Genomic DNA, 25,097 nt, shown 5'->3' with positions numbered 1-25,097 from the left:
CCAGTGAACGGTGTGTCGATGGAGTTCACTGTAGGCGCCTCAACGTCTTCCTCGTAGTCGGTACTGCTCCAAACGAGGGGTCAGAAGAACCCTGACACGGCTGTCGGCAGAGCCACGCCACGGGGTGTAATGAAATCGATTTTGTATGAAAAAAATACTTTAATAACAATCACTTGGATAGTGTTATTGAAGTGAAATCTCTGGTGAGGCAACACCGAACAGGGTCTCGAAGTTGCGGCTGGTCCGGGCCGCGACCTCCTCCACCGTGATGCCTTTCAGCTCGGCCACCTGCTTCGCGACATACGGCACATAGGCGGGGCTGTTGGTCTTGCCGCGATACGGCACCGGCGCCAGGTAGGGGCTGTCGGTCTCGATCAAGCAGCGGTCCAGCGGCACGTAGCGCGCCACCTCCTTCAGCTCGACGGCGTTCTTGAAGGTCAGGATGCCGGAGAACGAGATCAGGAAGCCCAGGTCGAGCGCCTGGCGCGCGACGTCCATCGTCTCGGTGAAGCAATGGAACACGCCGCGCGAACGGCCCGCGCCCTGCTCCTTCAGCAGCGCCACGGTGTCGGCTGACGCACTGCGCGTGTGGATGATCAGCGRCAGGTCGCGCTGCAGCCCGGCGCGGATGTGGACGCGGAAGCGCTCGCGCTGCCATTCCATGTCGGCGATGCTGCGGCCGTTCAGGCGGTAGTAGTCGAGGCCGGTCTCGCCGATCGCGATCACCTTGTCGCGCCGGCTCAGCTCGACCAGCGTCTCGACGCTCGGCTCGAGCACGTCCTCGTTGTCGGGATGCACGCCGACCGAGGCCCAGAAGTTGTCGTAGGCCGTGGCCAGCGAATGCACGCCGTCGAATTCTTCGAGCGTCGTGCAGATGCACAGCGCGCGGTCGACCTGCGCCGCGGCCATCTCGGCACGGATTTCATCCAGCCGGGCGCGCAGCTCGGGAAAGCTCAGGTGGCAGTGGGAATCGACAAACATGGCAGCAAGCGCTGCGCAGCCGGGCTCAGATGGTCTGGGTCGGCTTCGCGGATTGGATGGAGGTGCCGAGGATCTCCTCGATCTTCAGCTTCAGCACACGCGTCTTCTCGTCGGTCGGGAAACGCACGCCGACACCCTGGGTGCGGCCGCCGGACGCATTGGCCGGCGTGATCCAGGCGACCTTGCCGGCCACCGGGTAGCGCTGCGGGTCTTCGGGCAGCGACAGCAGCAGGTAGATGTCTTCGCCGAGCTTGTACTCGCGGGTGGTCGGCACGAACAGGCCGCCTTCGCTGAACAGCGGGATGAAGGCGGCGTACAGCGCCCCCTTTTCGCGGAAGACCAGCTGGATCACGCTGGGCCGGGCGGCGGCAGCGGTGGCAGGCGCGGCAGTGCCGGCAGGACGTGCAGGGGTCGCGGACGAATCGCTCATCGGTCCGAGTGTACCGAATGGCCCCTGCCGGCGCGAGCCGGCGCCAGCGCTTCGCGCGCCTGCTGCACCAAGGATTCCACCATCACCGGCTGGTTCCACGGGTGCTCGCCGTGGCGGCTCGCGGTCGACAGCGCGGCGGCCCAGCGCGTCAGGCCGTACAAGGGCATCGCGGCCGGCAGCGACGCCGGCGGAAAGTAGCGCTGCGGCGCACCGCACGCCAGGCACAGCGCGTCGTGGCAGAGCTTGTGCATGGCGTCCAGCAGGCGCGGCAGCGGCCACGCCGCGAGGCCATTCGCGTCCCCGGCCGCGAGCTGCTTCGGCAGCCTCAGCCACGCGACGGCATCGACGCCGTCCTGCGCCCATTCCAGCGCCTGCAGCGGCTGGCCACCTGCGGCGGCGAGCAGCACCTCGGGCTGCGCCACCTTGTGTTCGGCCAGCCAGCGCGTCGCCAGTTCGGCCGGCGGCAGCGCCAGCGGCAGCGCCTGGCAGCGGCTGCGGATGGTCGGCAGCAAGGCATCCGGCGCGCCGCTGCTCAGGATGAAGCGCGCCGCGCCGGGCGGCTCTTCCAGCGTCTTCAGCAAGGTGTTGGCCGAGATGCCGTTCATGCGCTCGGCCGGGTGCAGCAGCACGACCTTGCCGCGCCCGCGCGCCGACGTGGTCTGCGCGAAGTTCACCGCGCCGCGGATCGCCTCGACCTTCAGCTCCTTGCTCGGCTTGGCCTTCGAGGCCTTGTCGGCGTCGCCTTCGTCGGCCGCATCCCAGCCCAGCGATTCGCGCAAGGCCTCGGGCAGCAGCACCAGCAGGTCGGGGTGCGAGCGCGCCTGAACCAGGTGGCAACTCGCGCAGCGACCGCAGGCGGCGCGCAGCGGGCCACCCGCAGGCGACGCTTCGCACAGCCACGACTGGGCCAGGATCAGGCCGAGCTCGAACTGCCCGATGCCCTGCGGGCCATGGACCAGCAAGGCATGGCCGCGCTGCGTGCGCAAGGCCTCGTCGAGGGCTGCCGCCAGCCAGGGCAGCGGCAGCTTTCCATCGGCATCTACCACGGATGCTGCTCCAGCGTGACGAGAACCTGCTGCCGGACCTGCTCGCGCGAGGCGGCCGCATCGATGCGCACGATGCGCTGCGGCGCCGCGCGCCAGCGCGCCTCGTAGCCGGCGCGCACGCGTTCGAAGAAGGCCAGGTCCTGTTGCTCGAAACGGTCCGGCGCGCGCACCGCGGCACGGCGTTCGGCGGCCAGCGCGGCCGGCAGGTCGAACCAGAAGGTCAGGTCGGGTTGCAGCTCGCGCTGCACCCAGGTTTCCAGCGTGGCCAGCACGGTGGCGTCGAAGCCGCGCCCGCCGCCCTGGTAGGCGAAGCTGGCATCGGTGAAGCGGTCGCACAGCACGGTGCGGCCTTGCGCCAGCGCCGGCTCGATCACCTGGGCCAGGTGGTCGCGGCGCGCGCCGAACACCAGCAGCGCCTCGGTCAGCGGGTCCATCGGCGCATGCAGCAGCAGCTCGCGCAGTTGCTCGGCCAGTGGCGTGCCGCCCGGTTCGCGCGTCAGCACCACCTGGCGGCCGGCGCTGCGCAGGTGCTCTGCCAGTGCGTCGATGTGCGTGGACTTGCCGGCGCCGTCGATGCCTTCGAAGGTGATGAATCGTCCGCGCACGGGGATGGGGGCTTTACTTCTGGTACTGGTTGACGGCGCGATTATGCTCGGCGAGCGTCTCGCTGAACTGGCTGCTGCCGTCGCCGCGGGCGACGAAGTACAAGGCACGGGTGTTGTCCGGATGCACCGCGGCGAGCAGCGAGGCACGGCCCGGCATCGCGATCGGCGTCGGCGGCAGGCCGAGCCGCAGGTAGGTGTTGTACGGCGAATCGGTGGTCAGGTCGCGCTTGCGCAGGTTGCCGTCGAAGCTCTCGCCCAGCCCGTAGATCACCGTCGGGTCCGTCTGCAGCGGCATGCCGATGCGCAACCGGTTGGTGAAGACCCCGGCGACGCGGCTGCGGTCGGCCGGCGTGCCGGTTTCCTTCTCGACGATCGACGCCAGCGTCAAGGCCTCGTCGGCATTGCGCAGCGGCGAACTGGCGGCGCGCTCGGCCCAGGCCAGTTCCAGCTGGCGCTGCATCGCGCGGTGCGCGCGCTTGAGCACCGCCAGGTCGCTCGCGCCCTTGCTGAAGGCATAGGTGTCGGGATAGAAGCGGCCCTCGGGCGCGACACCGGCCGCGCCGATCGCGGCCATCAGCTGGGCCTCGCTCATGCCGGCGGTGGCCTGCTTCAGGTCGGGGGCATGGGCCAGCTCGGCGCGGAACTGGCGGAAGGTCCAGCCTTCGATCAGCCGCACGGTGGACAGCACCTCGTCGCCGCGCACCATCTTGTCGAGCAGGGTCCGCGGCGTGATGCCGCGGGCTATCGCATAGCTGCCCGCGCGGATCTTGCGCGCCTGGCCCGACCAGCGGAACCATTCGTACAGCAGCAGCGGCGGTGCCTGCACGCCGGCCTGGGTCCAGGCGACAGCGACCTCGCGCGGCGAGGTGCCGGGCTCGATCGACACCTCGACCGTGTCGGCGTTCAGCGGCAGCGGCTGCTGCAGCCACCACGCAACGGCGCCCGCGCAGCAGGCGGCGGAAACGACCGCCAGTGCCATGACCAGCAGGACCAGTCGGCGCAGGAATTTCACGGCAGCAGCAGGAAGACGGGCCACGGGCCCGGAAGGCCCGGAGACCCCGGTGAGGACCCGATCATGGGCGCTGATGATAATCGGCACTTCCACAGGCTTTTGTATCCAATGAGCGCAACCTCCCCCCTCGACGGAATCACCTCGCTGACCCACTGGGGCGTGATCCGTGCCCGCGGTGCCGATGCGGCCACCTTCCTGCACGGCCAGCTGACCAGCGACGTCGCGACGCTCGGCACCGAGCGGGCGCGGCTGGCCGGCTACTGCTCGGCCAAGGGCCGGCTGCTCGCAAGCTTCGTGGTGTGGAAGTCGGCGCCCGACGAGCTGCTGCTCGCCTGCAGCGCCGACCTGCTCGCGCCCACGCTGAAGCGGCTGTCGATGTTCGTGCTGCGCGCGCAGTGCAAGCTGAGCGATGCCTCCGCCGAGGTGCTGCTGCACGGCCTGGCCGGGCCGTCGGCCAGGGCCTGGCTGGGCGCCGCCGCACCGGCTGCGCCGTGGCGGCGCAGCGAGCACGCGGGCGGCAGCGTCGTGCGCCTGCCGGATGCCGACGGTCACGAACGTTACCTGTGGGCCACGCCGGCCGGGGTGGCGATCCCTGCCCTGCCCGCGCTGCCGCCCGAGGCCTGGCGCGCCGGCGAGGTCGCGAGCGCCGTGCCGCGCATCGAGGCCGCCACGGTCGACCAGTTCGTGCCGCAGATGCTGAATTTCGAGCTGGTCGGCGGGGTCGATTTCCAGAAGGGCTGCTACCCCGGCCAGGAGATCGTCGCGCGCAGCCAGTACCGCGGCACGATCAAGCGCCGCAGCTTCCTGTTCGACACCGAGGCCGTCGCGAGCGCGGGCCAGGAGATCTTCCACAGCGCCGATCCCGGCCAGCCGGCCGGGCGCGTCGCCAACGCAGCCGGCGGCCACCTGCTGGCCGAGGTCAAGCTGGCCGCACTGGACGGCGGCACGCTGCATCTGGGCACGCCCGACGGTGCGCTGCTGACGCGCCGGCCGATGCCGTACGACGTCGACGTCGACGTCACCGCCTGACCGATTCACGCTCAACACTTCACGGAACCCGCCACGGCGGCTGCAGCGTGCGCGAGTTGTTCATCTACTATCGGGCGAAGGCTGGCGACGCGCCGGCGCTGGCGGCCGCGGTCCACGCGGCGCAGGCGCAGCTGATGACAGACCGGCCCGGGCTGCAGGCACGCCTGCTGCGGCGGCCCGCCCCGAGCGACGAACAACACACCTGGATGGAAACCTACGCCCACGCGCCGCACGGCATCGACGACACGCTGCAACGCGAGATCGAGTTGCGCCTGGCGCCGGCGCTCGCACCGTTCATCGTCGGTGCACGCCACACCRAAGGCTTCGAGCCATGTGCCTCGTAGCGCTGGCGATCGACCAGTCGCGGCGCTTCCCGCTGGTGGTGGCGGCGAACCGCGACGAATACTTCAAGCGCCCGACGGCGCGCCTGGCCTGGTGGTCACCGGGCGCCGGCCTGCCCGACATCCTGGGCGGCCGCGACCTCGAAGCCGGCGGCACCTGGCTGGGCCTGACGGCCGCCGGCCGCATGGCCTTCGTGACCAACGTGCGCGACCCGTCGCGCCAGGACCCGCAGGCCCCGTCGCGCGGCGACATCGTGCCGCGCTGGCTGGCCGGCGACCTGCAGACCGACCGCTTCTGGATGCGCACCGCGCTGGCCGGCCACAACGGCTTCAACCTCATCGCCACCGATTTCCAGCGCGGCGAATGCTTCTGGGCCTCCAGCCACCAGACCCACCCGGTGCGGCTCGAACGCGGGCTGTACGGCCTGTCGAACGGCCTGCTCGACGCGCCGTGGCCGAAGGTCGAATTGCTGAAGGCGCGGCTGGACGCGGCGCTGAAATCCGACGAGGGCGTCGATGCGCTGGGCGCGCGGCTGTTCGAGGCGCTCGGCGACCGCACGCTGGCCGATGACGCCCACCTGCCGTCGACCGGCGTGTCGGCCGAATGGGAGAAGATCCTGTCGGCCGCCTTCATCCGCACGCCCGACGGGAGCTACGGCACGCGCAGCTCGACGCTGGTGATCACCGAGCGGGTCAACAAGCGCCTCGTCACGCACGTGCTCGAGCGCACCCACAGCGCGACCGGCGGCGTGGCCTTGCTGCGCCGCTCGCAACTGAAGGATTGGCCGCCGCGCTACACCGAGGAGCCGCCGGCCGAGGCCAGCGCCCAGGGCAGCGTCGACGAGGCGGAGGATCCGGCTTCGGGCGAAGCCCCGCGCAAGACGCGCGTGCGCAGCCTGCTGAAGCCGGAGCCGCGGCGCAAGCGTCCGGCCGGCAAGGCGTAGCCCGGATGCCAATCCGGGGTTCGTGCGCCATGCCCCTGGATTCCCGGACTGGCATCCGGGCGACGCCTACAGCGTACGCACCATCTCGACGTGCGGGATGTCGACCTCTTCGAACACCGGCCCGCGCGGCGTGAATCCGGCGCGGGCGTAGAACATCTCGGCCGAGGTCTGCGCATGCAGCACCGCCTCGCGGTAGCCCTGCTCGCGCGCCGCCTTCATCAGCGCATCCAGCACCGCGCGGCCGACGCCGCTGCCGCGCATCGCCTGCGTGACGGCCATGCGGCCGATCTTGGCGACGCCCGGCACGTGCTCCAGCATGCGGCCGGTGGCCAGCGCCGCGCCGAAGTGGTTGTAGGCGACGGCATGCAGGCAATCGCCGTCGGCGTCGTCCCACTCGCGCTCCGGCGGGATGCGCTGCTCCTCGACGAACACCTCGGTGCGGATGCGCTGCGCATCGCGGCCGAGTTCGGCCCAGCTGCCCACGCGCACCGCGACCATCGGCTTGCCGGCCTCGAAATCCTGCAGCAGCTCGCGCAGTTCCTGCGGCACCGGCTTGGAGGTCTGCGTCGCCGGGTCGGCGAACACGTAGACCAGCTCGGCGCTGACCAGCAACTGGTCCTGGCGGAACGCGGCTGCAGTGAACACCATCGACGAATTGCCGATGCGCCCGCAGCGCACGCCGATGTCGAGCACGTCGTCGTAGCGCGCCGAGCCTTCGTACTCGACGGTGGCCTTGCGCACGAACAGGTCGCCGCCCAGGTAGTGCATCGTCGACGCGTACGGCATCGCGAGCGCCCGCCAGTAGCCGGCGACCGCGGTGTCGAAGTACATCAGGTAGTGCCCGTTGAAGACGATCTTCTGCAGGTCGACCTCGGCCCAGCGCACGCGCAGCCGGTCCAGGAAGCGGAAGTCTGCCCTCTTCATGCGTCCATCCCTTTCATGCGGCGAAGGCCTTCGCCAGGGCGGCGCCGATGGCATCCTGCGCGGCGACGGCCTCGTCGAGCTCGCGCGCCATCTTGATGAAATCGTGCGTGACGCCGCGGTACAGCTCCAGCTCGACCGCGACGCCGGACGCGCGCAGCCGGTCGGCGTAGGCCAGACCTTCGTCGACCAGCGGGTCGCATTCGGCCAGCACCACGCAAGCCGGCGCGACGCCGTCCAGGTCGGGCGCATTCAGCGGTGCGAAACGCCAGTCGGCACGGTCGGCGTGCGCGATGTACTGGCCGAAGAACCACTCGATGCCCTTGGCGTCGAGCAGGAAGCCTTCGGCGAACTGGCGGTGCGACGGCGTGTCGGCGTAGGCGGTGGTGCCCGGCGTGATGAGCACCTGCAGCGCGAGCTTCAGGCCGATGTCGCGGGCATGGATCGCGCAGACCGCGGCCAGCGTGCCGCCGGCGCTGTCGCCGCCGACCGCCAGGCGCGACGCATCGAGGCCCAGCGTGTCGGCGCGCGCCGCGAGCCAGTTCATCGCCGACCAGGCGTCGTTGACGGCGGTCGGGAAACGATGCTCCGGCGCGAGCCGGTAGTCGATCGCCACCACCGCCGCGCCGCTGCGCAGCGCGAACTGCCGGCACAGGCTGTCGTGGGTCTCGAGGTTGCCGATCGTGAAGCCGCCGCCGTGCAGGTACATCACCAACGGCAGGCGCCCGGTCGACGGGGCGTACAGCCGTGCGCGCAGCGGCGTGCCGTCGGCGGACGGCAGCGTGAAGTCCTCGACGCGCGGCAGCGGCGCCCGCGGTGGGTCGATGGTCTCGGCCGCCAGCGTGTAGACCTCGCGGGCCTGGGCGACCGGCAGGGTGTGGAACGGGGGCCGCTTGGCGCGGCCGATGCGATACAGCAGGCTGCTCATCGCAGGGGTCAGGGGATGCGAGCTCACGGCGGCCAGTGTGCCAGAGCATACTGGCCGACCCCGTGCCTGCAACGCGTGACGCCATGGCCTTCATCCAGTACCTGACCCAGATCCAGCTCGATTTCGGTGCGGTGAAACTGCTGCCCGCCGAGTGCGAACGCATCGGCATCCGCAAGCCATTGGTCGTCACCGATGCCGGCGTGCGCGCTGCCGGCGTGCTGGACAAGGCGCTGGCCGCGCTCGGCACCCTGCCCCACGCGGTGTTCGACGGCACGCCGTTCAACCCGACCGAGGCGGCAGTGCGTTCTGCGGTGCAGGCCTGGCGCGAACACGGCTGCGACGGCCTGATCGCGGTGGGTGGTGGATCGAGCATCGACCTGGCGAAGGGCGTCGCGATCGCCGCGACGCACGACGGCCCGATGAAGACCTACGCGACGATCGAAGGCGGCAGCACGAAGATCACCGACCGGGTCGCGCCGGTGATCGCGGTGCCGACCACGGCCGGCACCGGCAGCGAGGTGGCACGCGGCGCGATCGTGATCGTCGACGACGGGCGCAAGCTCGGTTTCCACAACTGGAGCCTGATGCCGCGCGCGGCGATCTGCGATCCGGAGCTGACGTTCGGGCTGCCGCCGCTGCTGACGGCCGCCACCGGCATGGACGCGATCGCGCATTGCCTGGAGACCTTCATGGCGCCGGCGGTGAACCCGCCCGCCGACGGCATCGCGCTCGATGGCCTGGAGCGCGGCTGGGCCCACATCGAGCGGGCCACGCGCGACGGCCAGGACCGCGAGGCGCGCTGGAACATGATGAGCGCCAGCATGCAGGGCGCGCTGGCCTTCCAGAAGGGGCTGGGCTGCGTGCATTCGCTGAGCCACAGCCTGGGCGGCGTGAACCCGAAATTGCACCACGGCACGCTGAACGCGATGTTCCTGCCGGCGGTGGTGATGTTCAACGCCGGCGCCGAGAGCATCGTGAAGGACCGGCGGCTGGCGCGCATGGCGCATGCGATGGGCATCGGCCGCAGCGATTCGAAAGGAACCGAGATCGCCGAGGCGATCCGCGCGATGAATGCGCGACTCGGCCTGGCGTCCGGGCTGCGGGCCCTCGGCGTCACCGAAGACCTGTTCGAGCGCGTGATCGACGGGGCGATAGTCGACCACTGCCACAAGACCAACCCGCGCCTGGCGACGCGGGAGGACTACCGCGAGATGCTCGCGGCGTCCATGTGACGATCAGGCGTGCTTGCGCTCGTCGAAGAACTGCTCGTCTTCCGTCGAGCCCTTCAGCGCCGCCGTTGAGGCCTCGCGCTCGATGGTGGTGGTCACCGCATCGAAGTACCCGGTCCCCACTTCCCGCTGGTGCTTCACCGCGGTGAAGCCCTTCTCCGCYGCCGCGAACTCGGCTTCCTGCAGCTCGACGAAGGCGCTCATGTTGTTGCGCGCATAGCCGTAGGCCAGGTTGAACATCGAGTAGTTCAGGCTGTGGAAGCCGGCCAGCGTGATGAACTGGAACTTGTAGCCCATCGCGCCCAGCTCGCGCTGGAACTTCGCGATCGTCGCGTCGTCCAGGTTCTTCTTCCAGTTGAAACTCGGCGAGCAGTTGTAGGCCAGCAGCTTGCCCGGGAACTTCTTGTGGATCGCGTCGGCGAAGGCCTTCGCGAAGGCCAGGTCGGGCTTGCCGGTCTCGCACCAGATCATGTCGGCGTACTCGGCATAGGCCAGGCCGCGGCTGATCGACTGCTCCAGCCCGTTGCGGGTGCGGTAGAAGCCCTCGACGGTGCGCTCGCCGGTGGYGAACGGCTTGTCGTTGTCGTCGACGTCGCTGGTCACCAGGTCGGCCGCCTCGGCATCGGTGCGGGCCAGCAGCACGGTGGGCGTGCCCATCACGTCGGCGGCCAGGCGCGCCGCCACCAGCTTGGCCACGGCCTCGCGCGTCGGCACCAGCACCTTGCCGCCCATGTGGCCGCACTTCTTGACGGACGCCAGCTGGTCCTCGAAGTGCACGCCGGCGGCGCCCGCCTCGATCATCGACTTCATCAGCTCGAAGGCGTTCAGCACGCCGCCGAAGCCGGCTTCGGCATCGGCCACGATGGGCGCGAAGTAGTCGCGGTAGTCGGCATCGCCAGGGCCCTTGCCTTCGGACCACTGGATCTGGTCGGCGCGCTGGAAGGTGTTGTTGATGCGGCGCACCACCATCGGCACCGAGTTCGCCGGGTACAGCGACTGGTCGGGGTACATCTCGCCGGCCAGGTTGGCATCGCCGGCGACTTGCCAGCCGCTCAGGTAGATCGCCTTCAGGCCGGCCTTGACCTGCTGCATCGCCTGGTTGCCGGTCAGCGCGCCCAGCGTGTTGACGAAGGGCTCGGTGTTGACCAGGCYCCACAGCTTCTCGGCGCCGCGCTTGGCCAGCGTGTGCTCGATSYGCASCGAGCCRCGCAGMCGSACGACRTCGGCMGCGGTGTAGCCGCGCTTGATGCCTTTCCAGCGCGGGTTCTCGGCCCAGTCCTTCTCGAGGATGGCGATCTGTTGGTCACGGGTCAGCTGCGTCATGGTGGTCTCTCCTGAGTGATGCCGGGTGGGAAAACAAGAACTCGATGGCTTCAAGAATAGAAGCCGGGCGTCACTTCCGGGAGACTTATGTCTTATAGAAGACTAAAAATAATCTCCAATGAAATCAATCACTTGATCTGCTAATTTCTGGATGTGAAACGATCTCTTCCCATTTGGGAAAACGACACCCTTTGCCTTCCCACTTCATGCCGCAATGTGAAATCGTCTTTTCTCGATGCGGAAGCGCAGGGCGCTGTGGGATCGGCGTGAGCGGGCAGCGGTGCGCCCCTATGATCCGCCCACCATGAGCAGCTTCGCCTTCCTGTCCAACAACGCGTTCCTCAAGGCCCCCGCCGTGCAGCCGGACATGCCCTATGCGGTGGCCGGCATCGCCTGGGACGGCTCGGTCACCAACCGTCCCGGCGCCCGCTTCGGCCCGCGCGCGATCCGCGAAGCCAGCCACATGCTGTGCGACGGCGTCCACCCGTTCTTCAACACGACGCCCGAGGGACAGTTGGGCGATGCCGGCGACCTGCAGCTGCCCAACACCAGCCTCGAGCGCATGCGCGAGGCGATGGGGCCGCTGGTGGCACCGTTGATCCGCGCGCACCACATGGCCTGGCTGGGCGGAGACCATTCGATCACGCTGCCGCTGCTGCGCGCCTATGTCGCGTGGCTGGGCAAGCCGCTGGCGGTGATCCATTTCGATGCGCACTGCGACACCTGGGAGGACCACTTCGGCGAGCCCAGCGGCCATGGCACCTGGGTCTACGAGGCGATGAAGGAAGGCCTGGTGATCAAGGAGTGCTTCACGCAGCTGGGCATCCGCTCGGCCGGGCAGCGCGAGGCACGCGAGTATGTGCGTGATCAAGGCGGCCAGATCTTCACCGCGCGCGATCTGCGTGGACTGGACGGTGCGGCGCAGCTGCAGCCGGTGCTGTCGGCGATCCGCAGCCGGCTGCTGCGGCATGGCAATCCGCCCGTTTACCTCAGCCTGGACATCGACTGCCTCGACCCGGCCTTCGCCCCCGGCACCGGCACGCCCGAGCCGGGCGGCATGACGACCACGCAGGTGCTGACCGTGCTGGAAGAGCTGGCGCAGCTGCCCTTCGTCGGGATGGATTGCGTCGAGGTGTCGCCGCCGTACGACCATGCGGAGCTCACAAGCTACGCCGCCGCCAGCTTCGTCTGGACCTACCTGTGCGGCCGCATCGCTACACCGCCAGCGCCGTCGTCTTCTTGATCGTCCGCAGCACCAGCATCGAGTTCGAGCGCACCACCCCCGGCAGGTGCTCCAGCACCTCGGTGTGGAAGCGCTCCAGGTCGCCTGCATCGCAGTAGGTGAAGCGCAGCAGGTAGTCGTTGGTGCCGGCGACGTAGAAGCAATCCAGGATCTCCGGCACATCGCGCACCGCTTGCTCGAAAGCGCCCATCGCCGCCTGCGTCAGCTTCTCGAGGTTGACGATCGTGAAGCTGGTGCCCGGTTGACCCACCGCCTTCGAATCGATCAGCGCCACGTATTGCGCGATCACGCCGCTGTCCTCGAGCGCCTTCACGCGCCGCAGGCAGGCCGAGGGGGACAGATGCACCCGCTCCGCCAGTTCCACGTTGGACAACTTGCCTTCACCCTGCAGCACCTGCAGGATGTGCCGGTCCGTCGCATCGAGTTGCACCTTTGGCTTGCTGCTTGCCATCTTCTGCCACTTCAATGTCAAGATTTCGCATGATATTGCGAGATGCACCAGGGCCGGGCTGCTTTGCGCAAGCAAATTTCGTCGGCCCCAGGCTAGACTACGTGACGGAAATCACATGCCATATGCACCTGTCATGGACACCAAGCTCGACGCCTACTGGATGCCCTTCACCGCCAACCGGCAGTTCAAGCAGGCGCCGCGCCTGCTGTCGAAGGCCGAAGGCATGCACTACTGGACGCCCGAAGGCCGCCAGGTGCTCGACGGCGCCGCCGGCCTGTGGTGCGTGAACGCCGGGCATGCCCGGCCGAAGATCGTCAAGGCGATCCAGGACCAGGCCGCCGAGATGGACTTCGCGCCGCCCTTCCAGATGGGCCACCCGAAGGCCTTCGAACTGGCCGAGCGGCTGGTGCAGCTGGCACCGGCCGGGCTGAACAAGGTCTTCTACACGAACTCCGGCTCCGAATCGGTCGAGACCGCGCTGAAGATGGCCATCGCCTACCACCGCGCGCGCGGCGAAGGCCAGCGCACCCGGCTGATCGGCCGCGAGCGCGGCTACCACGGCGTCAACTTCGGCGGCATCTCGGTCGGCGGGCTGGTCGCCAACCGCAAGATGTTCGGCGGGCTGCTCACCGGCGTCGACCACATCCGCCACACGCACGACCCGCGCAATGCGTTCTCGAAGGGCCTGCCGGCGCACGGCGCCGAGCTGGCCGACGACCTGGAGCGGCTGGTCGCGCTGCACGATGCCTCGACCATCGCCGCGGTGATCGTCGAGCCTGTGGCCGGGTCCACCGGCGTGCTGCTGCCGCCCCAGGGCTACCTGGAGCGCCTGCGCGCGATCTGCGACAAGCACGGCATCCTGCTGATCTTCGACGAGGTCATCACCGGCTTCGGCCGCCTCGGCTCGCCGTTCGCGGCAACGAAATTCGGCGTCACCCCCGACCTGATGACCACCGCCAAGGGCCTGACCAACGGCGCGGTGCCGATGGGCGCGGTGTTCGCCAGACAGCACATCCACGACGCCTTCATGACCGGCCCCGAGCAGGCGATCGAGTTCTTCCACGGCTACACCTACTCGGCCCATCCGCTCGCCTGCGCCGCGGCGCTGGCCACGCTGGACACCTATGCCGACGAAGGCCTGCTGACGCGCGGCGAAGCGGTTTCGCCGGCCTTCGAGAACGCGGTGCATTCGCTGAAGGGCCTGCCCCATGTCATCGACGTGCGCAACCTGGGGCTGGTGGCCGGCATCGAACTCGACCCGATTCCCGGCCAGCCCGGCAAGCGCGCGTTCTCGGTCTTCCTGGACTGCTGGGAGAAAGGCCTGTTGATCCGCACCACCGGCGACACGATCGCGCTGTCGCCGCCGCTGATCATCGAGAACAAGCACATCGACCAGCTGGTTGGCACGCTGTCCGACGCGATCAAGCGCGCGGCCTGAGCCACCAACCCGCCACCGACACCCACTTTCACGAGGGCCTTGCCTAGCGCATACCGTATGAGCTTCCTGAGCGCCGACAGCGATCTCACCCGCAACTCCTACTACGCCGCGACCGCGCCGCGGACGCAGGGGTTCCCCGCGCTGTCGTCGTCGCTCGACTGCGACGTCGCCGTGGTCGGCGGCGGCCTGGCCGGCCTGTCGGCCGCGATCGAGCTGGCCGACCGCGGCTTGCGCGTCGTGCTGCTCGAAGCGCGCGAAGTCGGCTGGGGTGCCTCGGGCCGCAACGGCGGGCAGGCCATCGCCGGCCTCGCTTGCGACCAGACGGTGATCGAAGAACAGCTGGGGCTGGACGCCTCGCGCCAGGTCTGGGCCATGACGCTCGAGGCGCTGGACCTGATCCACGAACGCTGCAAGCGCTTCGCGATCGACTGCGACTGGCGCAGCGGCTACCTGAGCCTTGCCGTCAACGCCCGCAAGGCGCGCGAGCTGCACGACTGGCACGTGCTGATGCGCGAGCGCTACGACTACGACACCACCTGGATCGCGCCGGCCGACATGCCGGGCTGGATCGGCAGCCCGCGCTTCCACAGCGGCACGCACGATGCGCGATCGGGCCACCTGCATCCGCTGAAGTACAGCCTGGGCCTCGCGCGCGCCGCGGCCGGCCTCGGCGTGCAGCTGTTCGAGCACTCGCCGGTCACCGCCCTCGTCCCCGGCCCGACGGTGCGCATCGCGACGCCGCAGGGCGAGGTGCGCGCGAAGCACGCACTGCTGGCCGGCAACGTCTACCTGCAAGGCCTCGCGCCGCAGCTCGAACGCCGCATCATGCCGGTCGGCACCTACATCGTGACGTCCCGCCCCATCGAGCCGGCGCTGGCCCGCTCGCTGATCCCGTCGCAGTCGGCGGTGTGCGACACCAACTTCGTGCTCGACTACTTCCGCCCGACGCCCGACCACCGCATGCTGTACGGCGGCCGCGTCAGCTACAGCACGACGACGCCGCTCAACCTGGCGGCCAGCATGCAGCGCCGCATGGCGCGCACCTTCCCGCAGTTGAAGGACACCGGGGTCGATTTCTCGTGGGGCGGCTTCGTCGACATCAGCATGAACCGCGCGCCCGATTTCGGGCGCCTGCCCGCCCAGGGTGCATCGCACGCGCACCACGACAACATCTACTACCTGCAGGGTTTCTCGGGCCACGGCCTCGCGCTCACGGGCCTGGCGGGGAAGCTGGTGGCCGAGGCGATCCACGGCAACGCGAGCCGCTTCGACACCTTCGCACGCCTGCGCCACCGGCCCTTCCCCGGCGGCCCGCTGCTGCGCACGCCGGCCCTGGTGATGGGCATGGCGTACTACCGGCTGAGGGACATGCTGTGATGCGGCATGCCTGCATTGACTTTGCGTGCTGCGTGGGCACACTCATTGCTCCCTCCGTGTTGACAGCAAGCCCAGTGTGCTGTCGCTCAACAAGCGACGCACAGCAAGCCCAATGAAAACCTTGAACAAGCCCGTCGTCCTGGTGCCCGCCTGCAACCGCATGGTCGGCAACTTCCCGTACCACATCGCCGGCAAGAAATACATCGACGCGGTGCACCTCGCGGGCTGCCTGCCGCTGATCGTGCCCTCGTCCACCGCGGCCGAGATCGACGAGCTGCTCGAGTTCGCCGACGGCGTGCTGCTGACCGGCTCGCCGTCCAACGTGCATCCGAGCCGCTTCGGCGAAGAGGTGCACGACCCCTCCCTGCCGCTCGACCCCGACCGCGACGAGTGGACGCTGCCGATGATCCCGCGCGCGCTCGAACGCGGCATCCCGCTGTTCGCGATCTGCCGCGGCTTCCAGGAGGCCAACGTCGCGCTCGGCGGCTCGCTGCACCAGGCGGTGCAGGAGGTGCCGGGCCAGCGCGACCACCGCGGCGCGCCCGACGTGCCCGATGCGCCGCCCGAGCTGGTCTACGGCTTCGCGCACGAGGTCAACGTGGTGCCCGGCGGCACGCTCGCGTCCATCGTCGACAGGCCGAGCTTCCAGGTGAACTCGGTGCACGGCCAGGGCGTCAACAAGCTCGCGCCCGGCCTGCGCGTCGAGGCGCGTGCGCCCGATGGGCTGATCGAGGCCTTCTCGATGGCCGAGGCCAAGTCCTTCAACCTGTGCGTGCAATGGCACCCCGAGTGGCAGGCCGCGCAGAACCCGATCTCGCTGCGCCTGTTCAAGGCCTTCGGCGCCGCGTGCCAGTCGTTCCGCGACCGCCACCGGGAGCCGCACCGCGATCCGGACCGTTAGGGCCGCTCCACCAGCCCCTGCCCTCGCCCCCGCCGCCCGCGACCCATGACGAAGGGCCACGGCGGTCAACGACTCAAACAGGTGATCCCATGGTGGACAAGAACAACTTCAACTTCAGCGACCTCGAACAGTGGCTCAATGACCGCCGCGTGACCGAGATCGAGTGCCTGGTGCCCGACCTCACCGGCGTGGCGCGCGGCAAGATCCTGCCGCGCGAAAAATTCACCGAAGACCGCGGCATGCGGCTGCCCGAGGCGATCGTCGCGATCGGCGTCACCGGCGAGTTCCCGGAAGAAGGACCGTACTACGACGTGATCCACGCGACCGACCGCGACATGCACCTGCGGCCCGACCCGAGCACGGTGCGCATCGTGCCGTGGGCCACCGACCCGACCGCGCAGGTCATCCACGACTGCTTCGACCGCGACGGCAAGATGATCCCGTATGCGCCGCGCTCGGTGCTGCGCAACATCTGCGACCTGTACGCCGCCGAGGGCTGGGACCCGGTGGTCGCGCCCGAACTCGAGTTCTACCTGATCGAGCGCAGCACCGACCCGAACCAGCCGCTGCGCCCGCCCAAGGGCCGCAGCGGTCGCGCGGAGACCTCGCGCCAGGCCTACTCGATCGACGCGGTGAACGAGTTCGATCCGCTGTTCGAGGACATCTACGCCTACTGCGAGCAGATGGAGCTGAACGTCGACACGCTGATCCACGAGGTGGGTGCCGGCCAGATGGAGATCAACTTCTTCCACGACCACCCGCTGGGGCTGGCCGACGAGGTGTTCTTCTTCAAGCGCACCATCCGCGAGGCCGCGCTGCGCCACGAGATGTATGCCACCTTCATGGCCAAGCCGATGGCCAACGAGCCCGGCAGCGCGATGCACGTGCACCAGAGCGTGATCAACAAGCTGACCGGCAAGAACATCTTCAGCAACCCGGACGGCTCGCCGTCGAAGGAGTTCTTCTGGTACATCGGCGGTCTGCAGAAGTACACGCCGGCCTCGATGGCGCTGTTCGCGCCCTACGTCAACTCGTACCGCCGCCTGGCGCGCTCGACCGCGGCACCGATCAACATCCAGTGGGGCACCGACAACCGCACCGTGGGCATCCGCTCGCCGGTGGCGACGCCGGCGGCGCGCCGCGTCGAGAACCGCGTGATCGGCGCCGATGCCAACCCGTACGTCGCGCTGGCCGCCACGCTGGCCTGCGGCTACCTGGGCATCAAGAACCGCATCGAACCGGCCGCCGAGTGCAAGGGCGACGCCTACCTGTCGGAATACCAGCTGCCGCGCTCGCTGAGCGAGGCGCTGGGCTGGCTGTCCGACGAGAAGGACCTGCACGACGTGCTGGGCAAGGAATTCATCACCGTCTATTCCGAGGTGAAGGAGATCGAGCACGACGAGTTCATGAAGGTGATTTCACCGTGGGAGCGAGAGCACCTCTTGCTGCACGTCTGATCCACCCTTCCAGGAGACACGCACCCATGAACGCCATCCTCAAGCAAGACCCCTCGCAACAACCCTCGCAGCGCAGCACGCAGGAGTGGCAGGCGGCCGACGCCGCACACTACCTGCATCCGTTCACCGACTACAAGTCGCTCGCCGCCAAGGGCTCGCGCATCATCACCCGGGCCGACAACATCTACCTGTGGGACAGCGAGGGCCACAAGATCCTCGATGCGATGTCGGGCCTGTGGTGCGTCAACGTCGGCTACGGCCGCCAGGAGCTGATCGACGCGGCCACCGCGCAGCTGAAACAGCTGCCGTTCTACAACTCGTTCTTCCAGACCGCGACGCCGCCGGCCATCGAGCTGGCCGAGCTGCTGGCGCAGGTCTCGCCGCCGCAGTTCAAGCACGTGTTCTTCAGCGGCTCGGGCTCCGAGGGCAACGACACCGTGGTGCGCATGGTGCGCCGCTACTGGGACGTGCTGGGCCAGCCCGAGCGCACGGTGATCATCAGCCGCCACAACGCGTACCACGGCTCGACGATGGCCGGCGCCTCGCTCGGCGGCATGAGCGGCATGCATGCGCAGGGCGGGCTGCCGATCCCCGGCATCACCCACATCGAGCAGCCGTTCTGGTTCGAGAACGGGCAAGGCCTCAGCCGCGAGGAGTTCGGCGTGCGCGCCGCCGACTGGCTGGAAGCCAAGATCCTCGAGGTCGGTGCCGACAAGGTGGCCGCCTTCATCGGCGAGCCGGTGCAAGGGGCCGGCGGCGTGATCGTGCCGCCCGCGAGCTACTGGCCGGCGATCCAGCGCATCTGCGACAAGCACGGCATCCTGTTGGTGTCCGACGAGGTCATCACCGGTTTCGGCCGCACCGGGCGCTGGTTCGGCTGCGAGACGATGGGCTTCAAGCCCGACCTGATGACCTTCGCGAAGGGCGTGACCTCGGGCTACATCCCGCTCGGCGGCGTGATGGTCGGCGAGCGCATCGCCCGCGTGCTGATCGAGCAAGGCGGCGAGTTCAACCACGGCTACACCTACTCCGGCCACCCGGTGGCCTGCGCGGTGGCGCTGGCCAACATCCGGCTGATCCAGCGCGAGGGCCTGGTCGACAAGGTGCGCGACGAACTCGGGCCGCACCTGGCGCGGCGCTTTGCGGAACTCGGCGAGCACCCGCTGGTCGGCGAGGCGCAGACCTGCGGAATGATGGGCGCGCTGCAGCTGGTGAAGGACAAGGCCTCGAACCGCGTGTTCGACGCCAGCCTCGAGGTCGGCATGGTGTGCCGCGGCCACTGCTTCGGCAACGGCCTGATCATGCGCGCGGTGGGCGACCGGATGATCGTCGCGCCGCCGCTGGTGATGACGATCGCGCAGGTCGACGAGATGGTGGCGCTCATTCGCAAGTGCCTCGACCTGACCTTTGCCGACGTCAAGCAACGCGGCTGGCTTTGAGCCCGGCAAACCGTTCTCCCGCGGCACGGTCCTTGCACCCTGTGCCCTGACACGTTTCGTTCCGATGAAATCACGCCAGGAGTTTTTCACCATGAAGGACATGACCATGAAGCAGAGGTTCAGTGCGTTGGGCTTCGCGTTCGCCGCGACCGCGATGCTGTGGAGTTCGCAGGCCTTCGCGCAGGAGGAAGACAAGGTCATCAACATCTACAACTGGTCCGACTACATCGCCGACGACACGCTGGCCAACTTCGAGAAGGAGACCGGCATCAAGGTGCGCTACGACAATTTCGACAACAACGAGATCGTCCATGCCAAGCTGGTGGCGGGCAAGAGCGGCTACGACGTGGTGGTGCCGTCGTCGTACTGGGCCAAGCTGCAGGCCGACGGCGGGCTGCTGCGCAAGCTCGACAAGAGCAAGCTGCCGAACCTGAAGAACATGGACCCCCAGATCCAGGCCACGCTCGCCAAGCTGGATCCGGGCAACGACTTCATGGTGAACTGGCTGTGGGGCTACACCACGGTGGGCATCAACGTCGACAAGGTGAAGGCGGCGCTCGGCAGCACGCCGATGCCCGACAACGCCTGGGACCTGGTGTTCAAGCCCGAATACATCAGCAAGCTGAAATCCTGCGGCGTGTCCTTCCTCGATTCGCCGACCGACATCGTGCCGGCCGCGATGCACTACATGGGCAAGCCGGCCTTCTCGCGCAACGCCGGCGACTACCAGGCGGTGCCCGACCTGCTGAAGAAGATCCGCTCGTCGGTGACCTTGTTCAGTTCATCGGGCTACATCAACGACATGGCGAACGGCTCGATCTGCGTGGCGCTCGGCTGGTCGGGCGACATCAACATCGCGCGCCAGCGCGCGATCGACAGCAAGACCGGGCAGAAGATCGAGGCGCTGATCCCGAAGACCGGCGGCGTGCTGTTCTTCGACACGATGGTGATCCCGGCCGACGCGCCGCACCCGGACAACGCGCACAAGTTCATCAACTACATCATGCGGCCCGAGGTGGACGCGGCGCTGACGAACAAGGTGTTCTACGCGAACCCGAACAAGGAATCGCGCAAGTTCATCAAGCCCGAGGTGGCGAACAACCCGACGGTGTTCCCGAGCGACGCCGACATGCAGAAGATGGCGCTGCCGGACGCGGTGACCAACGACATCCGGCGCACGATGACGCGCATCTACACGTCCTTCAAGACCGGCGTCTGAGGGGCCGCGATGGCAACCACCCCGCAAGCCGGTTTTCTCCGGATCGAGGACGTGGTGAAGGACTTCGGCGGCGGTGCCGTCGCGGTCAACCACGTGAGCGTCGACATTGCGAAGGGCGAGATCTTCGCGCTGCTCGGCTCGTCGGGCTGCGGCAAGACGACGCTGCTGCGCATGCTGGCGGGCTTCGAGACGCCGACCTCGGGCCGCATCGTGCTCGACGGCAAGGACCTGGCCGGCCTGCCGCCGTATGCCCGGCCGCTGAACATGATGTTCCAGTCGTACGCGCTGTTCCCGCACCTGACGGTGTGGGACAACATCGCGTTCGGGCTGCGGCGCGACGGCCTGCCGAAGGACGAGGTCGCATCGCGCGTGGACGCGATGCTGAAGCTGGTGCAGCTGACGAAGTACGGCAAGCGCAAGCCGCACCAGCTCTCCGGCGGGCAGCAGCAGCGCGTGGCGCTGGCGCGCAGCCTGGCGAAGAAGCCGCAGCTGCTGCTGCTGGACGAGCCGCTGGGCGCGCTGGACAAGAAGCTGCGCGAGGAGACGCAGATCGAGCTGGTCAACATCATCGAGGAGGTCGGCGTGACCTGCGTGATGGTGACCCACGACCAGGAAGAGGCGATGACGATGGCCTCGCGCATCGCGGTGATGAGCGAGGGGCGCTTCCTGCAGGTGGGTGCGCCGGCCGACATCTACGAGACGCCGGCGACGCGTTTCGTGGCCGACTTCATCGGCAACGTCAACCTGATGCCGGGCGCGCTGACGCACGACATGCCGGACCATGTGCTGATCTCGTGTGCCGACTGCACGCACTACGTCGGGCACGGCATCACCGGCATCGAGGGCATGGACGTGACGGTGGCCTTGCGGCCCGAGAAGATCCAGCTGTCGCGCGAGGCGCCACAGAGCGAATACAACCGGGCGCGCGGCAAGGTGAAGAACCTGGCCTACTTCGGCAGCTTCACGGTGTTCCACCTCCAGCTGCCGAGTGGCGCGATGCTGAAGGTGAGCCAGAACAACACCCAGCGGCACCGCGACGACGAGATCACCTGGGATGACGATGTGTGGGCGCATTGGTCTCCATCGGCGCATGTCGTGTTGACGCAATGACAGCCCCCCAGTCGCTTCGCTCCTGCCCCCAAGGGGCGCCACGCCAGGGGCCTGGCAAAGCCAGTTCCCCGGCGCGTTGCTTGATGGGTCGCTCGCTGCGCTTGCTCTGTGTTGTGTCGCGGTCCCGGATTGGCAAGCGCAGCGACTTGGAGGCCAATCCCCCCAGCATGAGCCCCCAGCGCATGCCCCCAGCCGCCGCGCGCGCGCAACAAGCAGGAGTTCAGCAATGAAGGCTCCATCCTGGTGGCGGGGAAGAAGCGCCGTCATCGGCATCCCCTACCTGTGGCTGCTGCTGTTCTTCCTGGCCCCGTTCCTGATCGTGCTGAAGTACAGCGTGTCGGAGATGGGCGCCGTCATCCCGAACGACATCACCAGCGTCGTCGACGGCGCGCTCAAGGTCACGCTCAAGTACGCCAACTACGTCTTCATCGTCAACGACGCGCTGTACTTCAAGGCCTACGTCTCCAGCGTCAAGTTCGCTGCCATCACCACCGTGCTGTGCCTGGCGATCGGCTACCCGTTCGCCTACTTCATGGCGCGCGCGAAGCAATCGCTGCAGCCCGCGCTGCTGATGCTGGTGATGCTGCCGTTCTGGACGTCCTTCCTGCTGCGCGTCTACGCCTGGAAAGGCCTGCTCGAGGAAGGCGGCTGGGTGCACCGCCTCGTCGTCGGGCTCGGCCTCGACCAGCTGCTGGTGCGCGCCGACATGATCGAGGTGGCCGGCAAGCTGATGAACACGCCCTTCTCGCTCGTGATCGGCATGACCTACACCTACCTGCCGTTCATGATCCTGCCGCTGTACGCCAACCTCGCGAAGATGGACCTGCGGCTGCTCGAGGCCGCCGCCGACCTCGGCGCCACGCCGTGGCAGGCCTTCTGGCGCATCACCGTGCCGCTGTCCAAGGCCGGCATCATCGCCGGCTCGATGCTGGTGTTCATCCCCTGCGTCGGCGAGTTCGTCACACCCGAGCTGCTGGGCGGGCCGCGCACGCTGATGATCGGCCGCGTGCTGTGGGACGAGTTCTTCAGCAACAACGACTGGACCATGGCCTCCACCGTCGCCGTCGTGCTGGTGCTGCTGATCGTCGTGCCGCTGGCCATCTTCAACAAGTACCAGGTCGAATCGCAGGAGCGGCGGTCATGAGCGCACCCAAGGCCACCCCCGCCCAATGGTTCGGCCGCGCCTGGCTGGCCGGCGGCTTCCTGTTCCTCTACCTGCCCATCGTCACGCTGGTCATCTACTCGTTCAACGCGTCGTCGCTGCCCACCGTGTGGGGCGGCTTCACGCTCGACTGGTACGCCAAGCTGGCCAACGACCGCGAGATGCTGGCCGGCCTGTGGCTGTCCCTGAAGATCGCCTTCCTCAGCGCCTGCGGCTCGGTGCTGCTGGGCACGCTGGCCGCCTTCTCGCTCGTCAAGTACCGGCGCTTCACCGGCCGCACGCTGTTCAACGGCCTGGTCAATGCACCGCTGGTGATGCCCGAGGTGATCTGCGGGCTGTCGCTTCTGCTGATGCTGGTGTCGGTGCAGAAGGCCATCGGCTTCCCGGAACGCGGGCTGATGACGATCTGGCTCGGCCACCTGCTGCTCGGCATCTCGTACGCCACCGTCGTCGTGCAGGCGCGGCTGCAGGACCTGAACCCGTCGCTCGAAGAGGCCGCGATGGACCTGGGTGCCAAGCCCTGGCAGGTCTTCACGCTGGTCACGCTGCCGATGATCGGCCAGGCCCTCGCGTCGGCCTGGCTGCTCACCTTCAGCCTGTCGCTGGACGACGTCGTCGTCTCGGCCTTCCTGTCGGGCCCGGGCGCGACCACGATGCCGCTGGTGATCTTCTCGCGCGCCCGCCTCGGCCTGAACCCGAGCGTCAATGCGGTCGCCACCGTGATCATCGTGATCGTCGCCGTCTGCGTGGCCGCGGCCAGCCTGTACATCGCGCGCGCCGAGCGCCGCCGCATCCAGGAAATGAACGCCGCCCAGCGCGGCGCCTGAACCGAGAACACCCCCATCCAACCCCGAGGAGAACCCCGATGAAGTTCGCGAAGCTCTCGACCCTGGCCGTGGCCCTGGCTGCCGCATTCGCCGCGCCGGCCCAGGCCCAGTCGAACAAGGAGTTGCTGGATGAACTGAAGGCGATGAAGCAGCGCATCGCCGACCTGGAGAAGAAGCTCGCCGACAAGGACAAGGCGGCCGCCGACAAGCCCGCCGACAAGCAGTGGGGCATGACGCCCGAGCAGGTGCAGGACTTCAACCGCATCTCGGTGAAGACCGAGGCCCTCGAGGACGCGATGGAGGCGCAGGGCCTGAAGAACCTGAAGATCGGCGGCTACTTCGACCCGAGCTACATCTACAACAAGAACCAGCACCGCGCCGGCTTCCAGTTCCTGAACCGCGTCGCGGACGACGGCTACAACTACGACAACGGCTACTTCGGCGTCGCGAGCCTCGACTTCCAGAAGGAACTCGAAGGCGGCACCAAGTGGCGCCTGACGCTGATGCCCAACCGCGGCGCCGGCTCCATCGCCGACCCGGACGGCAACTCGATCGTGCACGAGGCCTCGGTGTCGATGCCGATGGGCGACCTGCAGACGCGCTTCATCTTCGGGCAGATCCCCGACTGGTCGGGCTACGAGTACGTGCAGGGCCCGCTGACCAAGCTGGTCACGCGCGGGCTGCTGCTCGACTTCACCGAGCCCACCGTCTACACCGGCGCCGGCATGGAGATCATCCGCGGCAAGTGGGACATCAAGGCGGTGCTCGCGAACTACAACAAGACCAAGCAGGGCGCCAACCACAAGGCGCCGGTGATCGCCTACCGCGTCGACTACTCGAAGGGCGAGTTCAACGGCTTCGGCTTCGCCGGCGTGCACGGCAAGGCGGCCAACTYCTCGGAGAACGTGCTCGACCCGAACACCGGCGAGGTCATCGCGCAGGACGACACCCGGCTGGACCTGTTCGAGATCGACGGCTACTTCATCCGCGGCGACTGGACGGTGCAAGGCCAGGTCGGCTTCGGCCGGCAGCGCGATGCGTCCATCGTGCCGGCGGCCGACGGCAGCCTGCGCGACGCGAAGTGGTGGGGCCTGTCGGCGCTCGCGGCCTACAAGTTCGTGCCGCGCTTCGAAGGCGTGGTGCGGGCCGACTACATCAACAACAAGAAGAACGGCGGCGGGCTGCTGCAGTACTCGGTGGCGGACGACCGCAACGGCATCGGCCCGGATCCGGCGCTGGGCTGCGCGCCGGGGGCGCTGGTCGACGGCTGCGACGAGGGCGCGAACCGCTATGCGCTGGCGGTCGGCTTCAACTACCTGCTGACGCGCAACACAACCCTGAAGGGCGAATACCGGCTCGATCGCGCGACACTGCCGGTGTTCCTGGACACCGGCGACGGCAGCTACAAGAAGAGCAACCACCTGCTGGGCGCTTCGGTGGTGGTGTCTTTCTGAACGAACAATCCCGGATCGGCATCCGGGCTACGGAGACAACATGGCATCGATCGATTGGGCGGCGCGAGCCGCAGCGCTGCAATTCGACGGCCGCGCCGTCATCGGCGGCAAGCGCGTCGCCGCCCTCGCCGGCGAGACCTTCGGCTGCGTGTCGCCGCTGGATGGCCGCACGCTGGCCCAGGTGGCGCGCGGCCAGGCGGGCGACGTCGACGCGGCCGTCGCCGCGGCGC

General features: G+C 68.3%; 24 protein-coding genes and 1 pseudogene. 16 read left to right on the top strand and 9 right to left on the bottom strand.

What is annotated here, in order from left to right:
* Positions 1 to 183: 183 nt before the first annotated feature.
* Genes AC1DYN_RS03145 through mltG form a run of 5 tightly spaced genes read right to left on the bottom strand, consistent with a single transcriptional unit; the run spans position 184 to position 4,041 of the window.
* The gene (locus tag AC1DYN_RS03145) at positions 184 to 981 is read right to left on the bottom strand and encodes a TatD family hydrolase (protein WP_477957645.1); all 798 of its coding nucleotides are present in this window, start codon (positions 979 to 981) and stop codon (positions 184 to 186) included.
* Positions 982 to 1,006: 25 nt separating this feature from the next.
* The gene (locus AC1DYN_RS03140) at positions 1,007 to 1,411 is read right to left on the bottom strand and encodes a PilZ domain-containing protein (protein WP_477957644.1); all 405 of its coding nucleotides are present in this window, start codon (positions 1,409 to 1,411) and stop codon (positions 1,007 to 1,009) included.
* Complete coding sequence (locus AC1DYN_RS03135; protein ID WP_477957643.1) at positions 1,408 to 2,457, bottom strand: DNA polymerase III delta subunit-related protein; 1,050 nt, start codon at positions 2,455 to 2,457, stop codon at positions 1,408 to 1,410. The genes AC1DYN_RS03140 and AC1DYN_RS03135 overlap by 4 nt, the downstream gene beginning before the upstream one ends.
* Positions 2,451 to 3,062, bottom strand: coding sequence for a dTMP kinase (gene tmk / locus AC1DYN_RS03130; protein ID WP_477957642.1), 612 nt, complete (start codon positions 3,060 to 3,062; stop codon positions 2,451 to 2,453). The genes AC1DYN_RS03135 and tmk overlap by 7 nt, the downstream gene beginning before the upstream one ends.
* 13 nt (positions 3,063 to 3,075) lie before the next feature.
* Positions 3,076 to 4,041: an endolytic transglycosylase MltG gene (mltG, locus tag AC1DYN_RS03125; protein WP_477957708.1), complete on the bottom strand. Its 966-nt coding sequence runs from the start codon at positions 4,039 to 4,041 to the stop codon at positions 3,076 to 3,078.
* A 141-nt stretch (positions 4,042 to 4,182) separates the two neighbouring features.
* Here mltG and ygfZ point away from each other — a divergent pair, with 141 nt between their 5' ends.
* Genes ygfZ through AC1DYN_RS03110 form a run of 3 tightly spaced genes read left to right on the top strand, consistent with a single transcriptional unit; the run spans position 4,183 to position 6,388 of the window.
* The gene (ygfZ, locus tag AC1DYN_RS03120) at positions 4,183 to 5,103 is read left to right on the top strand and encodes a CAF17-like 4Fe-4S cluster assembly/insertion protein YgfZ (RefSeq protein WP_477957641.1); all 921 of its coding nucleotides are present in this window, start codon (positions 4,183 to 4,185) and stop codon (positions 5,101 to 5,103) included.
* Positions 5,104 to 5,150: 47 nt separating this feature from the next.
* Positions 5,151 to 5,447 carry a DUF4936 family protein gene (locus AC1DYN_RS03115; protein ID WP_477957640.1) on the top strand — a complete coding sequence of 99 codons (297 nt, stop codon included), beginning with the start codon at positions 5,151 to 5,153 and terminating at the stop codon, positions 5,445 to 5,447.
* Positions 5,435 to 6,388, top strand: coding sequence for an NRDE family protein (locus AC1DYN_RS03110; protein ID WP_477957639.1), 954 nt, complete (start codon positions 5,435 to 5,437; stop codon positions 6,386 to 6,388). Before AC1DYN_RS03115 ends, AC1DYN_RS03110 begins: the two co-directional genes overlap by 13 nt.
* Before the next feature lie 66 nt (positions 6,389 to 6,454).
* Here the strand turns inward: AC1DYN_RS03110 and AC1DYN_RS03105 are convergent, their stop codons facing one another.
* Together AC1DYN_RS03105 and AC1DYN_RS03100 are read right to left on the bottom strand one after the other, a co-directional pair.
* Positions 6,455 to 7,312: a YbgC/FadM family acyl-CoA thioesterase gene (locus AC1DYN_RS03105; RefSeq protein ID WP_477957638.1), complete on the bottom strand. Its 858-nt coding sequence runs from the start codon at positions 7,310 to 7,312 to the stop codon at positions 6,455 to 6,457.
* A 13-nt stretch (positions 7,313 to 7,325) separates the two neighbouring features.
* Positions 7,326 to 8,237: an alpha/beta hydrolase gene (locus AC1DYN_RS03100; protein ID WP_477957637.1), complete on the bottom strand. Its 912-nt coding sequence runs from the start codon at positions 8,235 to 8,237 to the stop codon at positions 7,326 to 7,328.
* An 83-nt stretch (positions 8,238 to 8,320) separates the two neighbouring features.
* Here AC1DYN_RS03100 and AC1DYN_RS03095 point away from each other — a divergent pair, with 83 nt between their 5' ends.
* On the top strand, positions 8,321 to 9,469 hold the full coding sequence (locus AC1DYN_RS03095; RefSeq protein WP_477957636.1) for an iron-containing alcohol dehydrogenase: 1,149 nt from the start codon (positions 8,321 to 8,323) through the stop codon (positions 9,467 to 9,469).
* 3 nt (positions 9,470 to 9,472) lie between these two features.
* Here AC1DYN_RS03095 and aceA read toward each other — a convergent pair whose 3' ends face one another.
* Positions 9,473 to 10,780: an isocitrate lyase gene (gene aceA / locus AC1DYN_RS03090; RefSeq protein WP_477957707.1), complete on the bottom strand. Its 1,308-nt coding sequence runs from the start codon at positions 10,778 to 10,780 to the stop codon at positions 9,473 to 9,475.
* Positions 10,781 to 11,093: 313 nt separating this feature from the next.
* Between aceA and speB the strand changes: the two genes are divergently transcribed.
* Positions 11,094 to 12,032 (top strand): agmatinase, encoded by a 939-nt coding sequence (gene speB / locus AC1DYN_RS03085; protein WP_477957635.1) that lies wholly within the window; start codon positions 11,094 to 11,096, stop codon positions 12,030 to 12,032.
* On the opposite strand, the gene AC1DYN_RS03080 is transcribed toward speB, so the two are convergent.
* Positions 12,004 to 12,483, bottom strand: coding sequence for an Lrp/AsnC family transcriptional regulator (locus AC1DYN_RS03080; RefSeq protein WP_477957634.1), 480 nt, complete (start codon positions 12,481 to 12,483; stop codon positions 12,004 to 12,006). The genes speB and AC1DYN_RS03080 overlap by 29 nt on opposite strands.
* A 133-nt stretch (positions 12,484 to 12,616) precedes the next feature.
* Between AC1DYN_RS03080 and aptA the strand changes: the two genes are divergently transcribed.
* The 11 genes and pseudogenes from aptA to AC1DYN_RS03025 form a co-directional block, all read left to right on the top strand.
* Positions 12,617 to 13,921: an omega-aminotransferase AptA gene (gene aptA, locus AC1DYN_RS03075; protein ID WP_477957633.1), complete on the top strand. Its 1,305-nt coding sequence runs from the start codon at positions 12,617 to 12,619 to the stop codon at positions 13,919 to 13,921.
* 57 nt (positions 13,922 to 13,978) lie between these two features.
* Entirely contained in the window at positions 13,979 to 15,298 is a 1,320-nt protein-coding gene (locus tag AC1DYN_RS03070; protein WP_477957632.1) for an NAD(P)/FAD-dependent oxidoreductase, read from the top strand.
* Positions 15,299 to 15,410: 112 nt separating this feature from the next.
* Positions 15,411 to 16,199 (top strand): gamma-glutamyl-gamma-aminobutyrate hydrolase family protein, encoded by a 789-nt coding sequence (locus AC1DYN_RS03065; RefSeq protein WP_477957631.1) that lies wholly within the window; start codon positions 15,411 to 15,413, stop codon positions 16,197 to 16,199.
* Positions 16,200 to 16,288: 89 nt separating this feature from the next.
* Positions 16,289 to 17,656, top strand: a complete 1,368-nt coding sequence (locus tag AC1DYN_RS03060) for a glutamine synthetase family protein (protein WP_477957630.1) — start codon at positions 16,289 to 16,291, stop codon at positions 17,654 to 17,656.
* 26 nt (positions 17,657 to 17,682) lie between these two features.
* The gene (locus AC1DYN_RS03055; protein WP_477957629.1) at positions 17,683 to 19,095 is read left to right on the top strand and encodes an aspartate aminotransferase family protein; all 1,413 of its coding nucleotides are present in this window, start codon (positions 17,683 to 17,685) and stop codon (positions 19,093 to 19,095) included.
* 106 nt (positions 19,096 to 19,201) lie between these two features.
* Positions 19,202 to 20,314 (top strand): polyamine ABC transporter substrate-binding protein, encoded by a 1,113-nt coding sequence (locus AC1DYN_RS03050; RefSeq protein WP_477957628.1) that lies wholly within the window; start codon positions 19,202 to 19,204, stop codon positions 20,312 to 20,314.
* A 9-nt stretch (positions 20,315 to 20,323) separates the two neighbouring features.
* Positions 20,324 to 21,424, top strand: coding sequence for an ABC transporter ATP-binding protein (locus AC1DYN_RS03045; protein WP_477957627.1), 1,101 nt, complete (start codon positions 20,324 to 20,326; stop codon positions 21,422 to 21,424).
* A 226-nt stretch (positions 21,425 to 21,650) separates the two neighbouring features.
* Complete coding sequence (locus tag AC1DYN_RS03040) at positions 21,651 to 22,568, top strand: ABC transporter permease (RefSeq protein ID WP_477957626.1); 918 nt, start codon at positions 21,651 to 21,653, stop codon at positions 22,566 to 22,568.
* Positions 22,565 to 23,413: an ABC transporter permease gene (locus tag AC1DYN_RS03035; RefSeq protein ID WP_477957625.1), complete on the top strand. Its 849-nt coding sequence runs from the start codon at positions 22,565 to 22,567 to the stop codon at positions 23,411 to 23,413. Before AC1DYN_RS03040 ends, AC1DYN_RS03035 begins: the two co-directional genes overlap by 4 nt.
* 38 nt (positions 23,414 to 23,451) lie before the next feature.
* The gene (locus AC1DYN_RS03030) at positions 23,452 to 24,867 is read left to right on the top strand and encodes a DUF3138 family protein (protein ID WP_477957624.1); all 1,416 of its coding nucleotides are present in this window, start codon (positions 23,452 to 23,454) and stop codon (positions 24,865 to 24,867) included.
* A 40-nt stretch (positions 24,868 to 24,907) separates the two neighbouring features.
* Positions 24,908 to 25,097 (top strand): annotated as a pseudogene (locus AC1DYN_RS03025) (aldehyde dehydrogenase PuuC); the annotation flags it as partial.

The organism is Rhizobacter sp. P2_D12 (genome assembly GCF_056404395.1).
The sequence above is the reverse complement of the archived record's forward strand: the minus strand, read 5'-3'. Positions and strand labels throughout refer to the sequence as shown.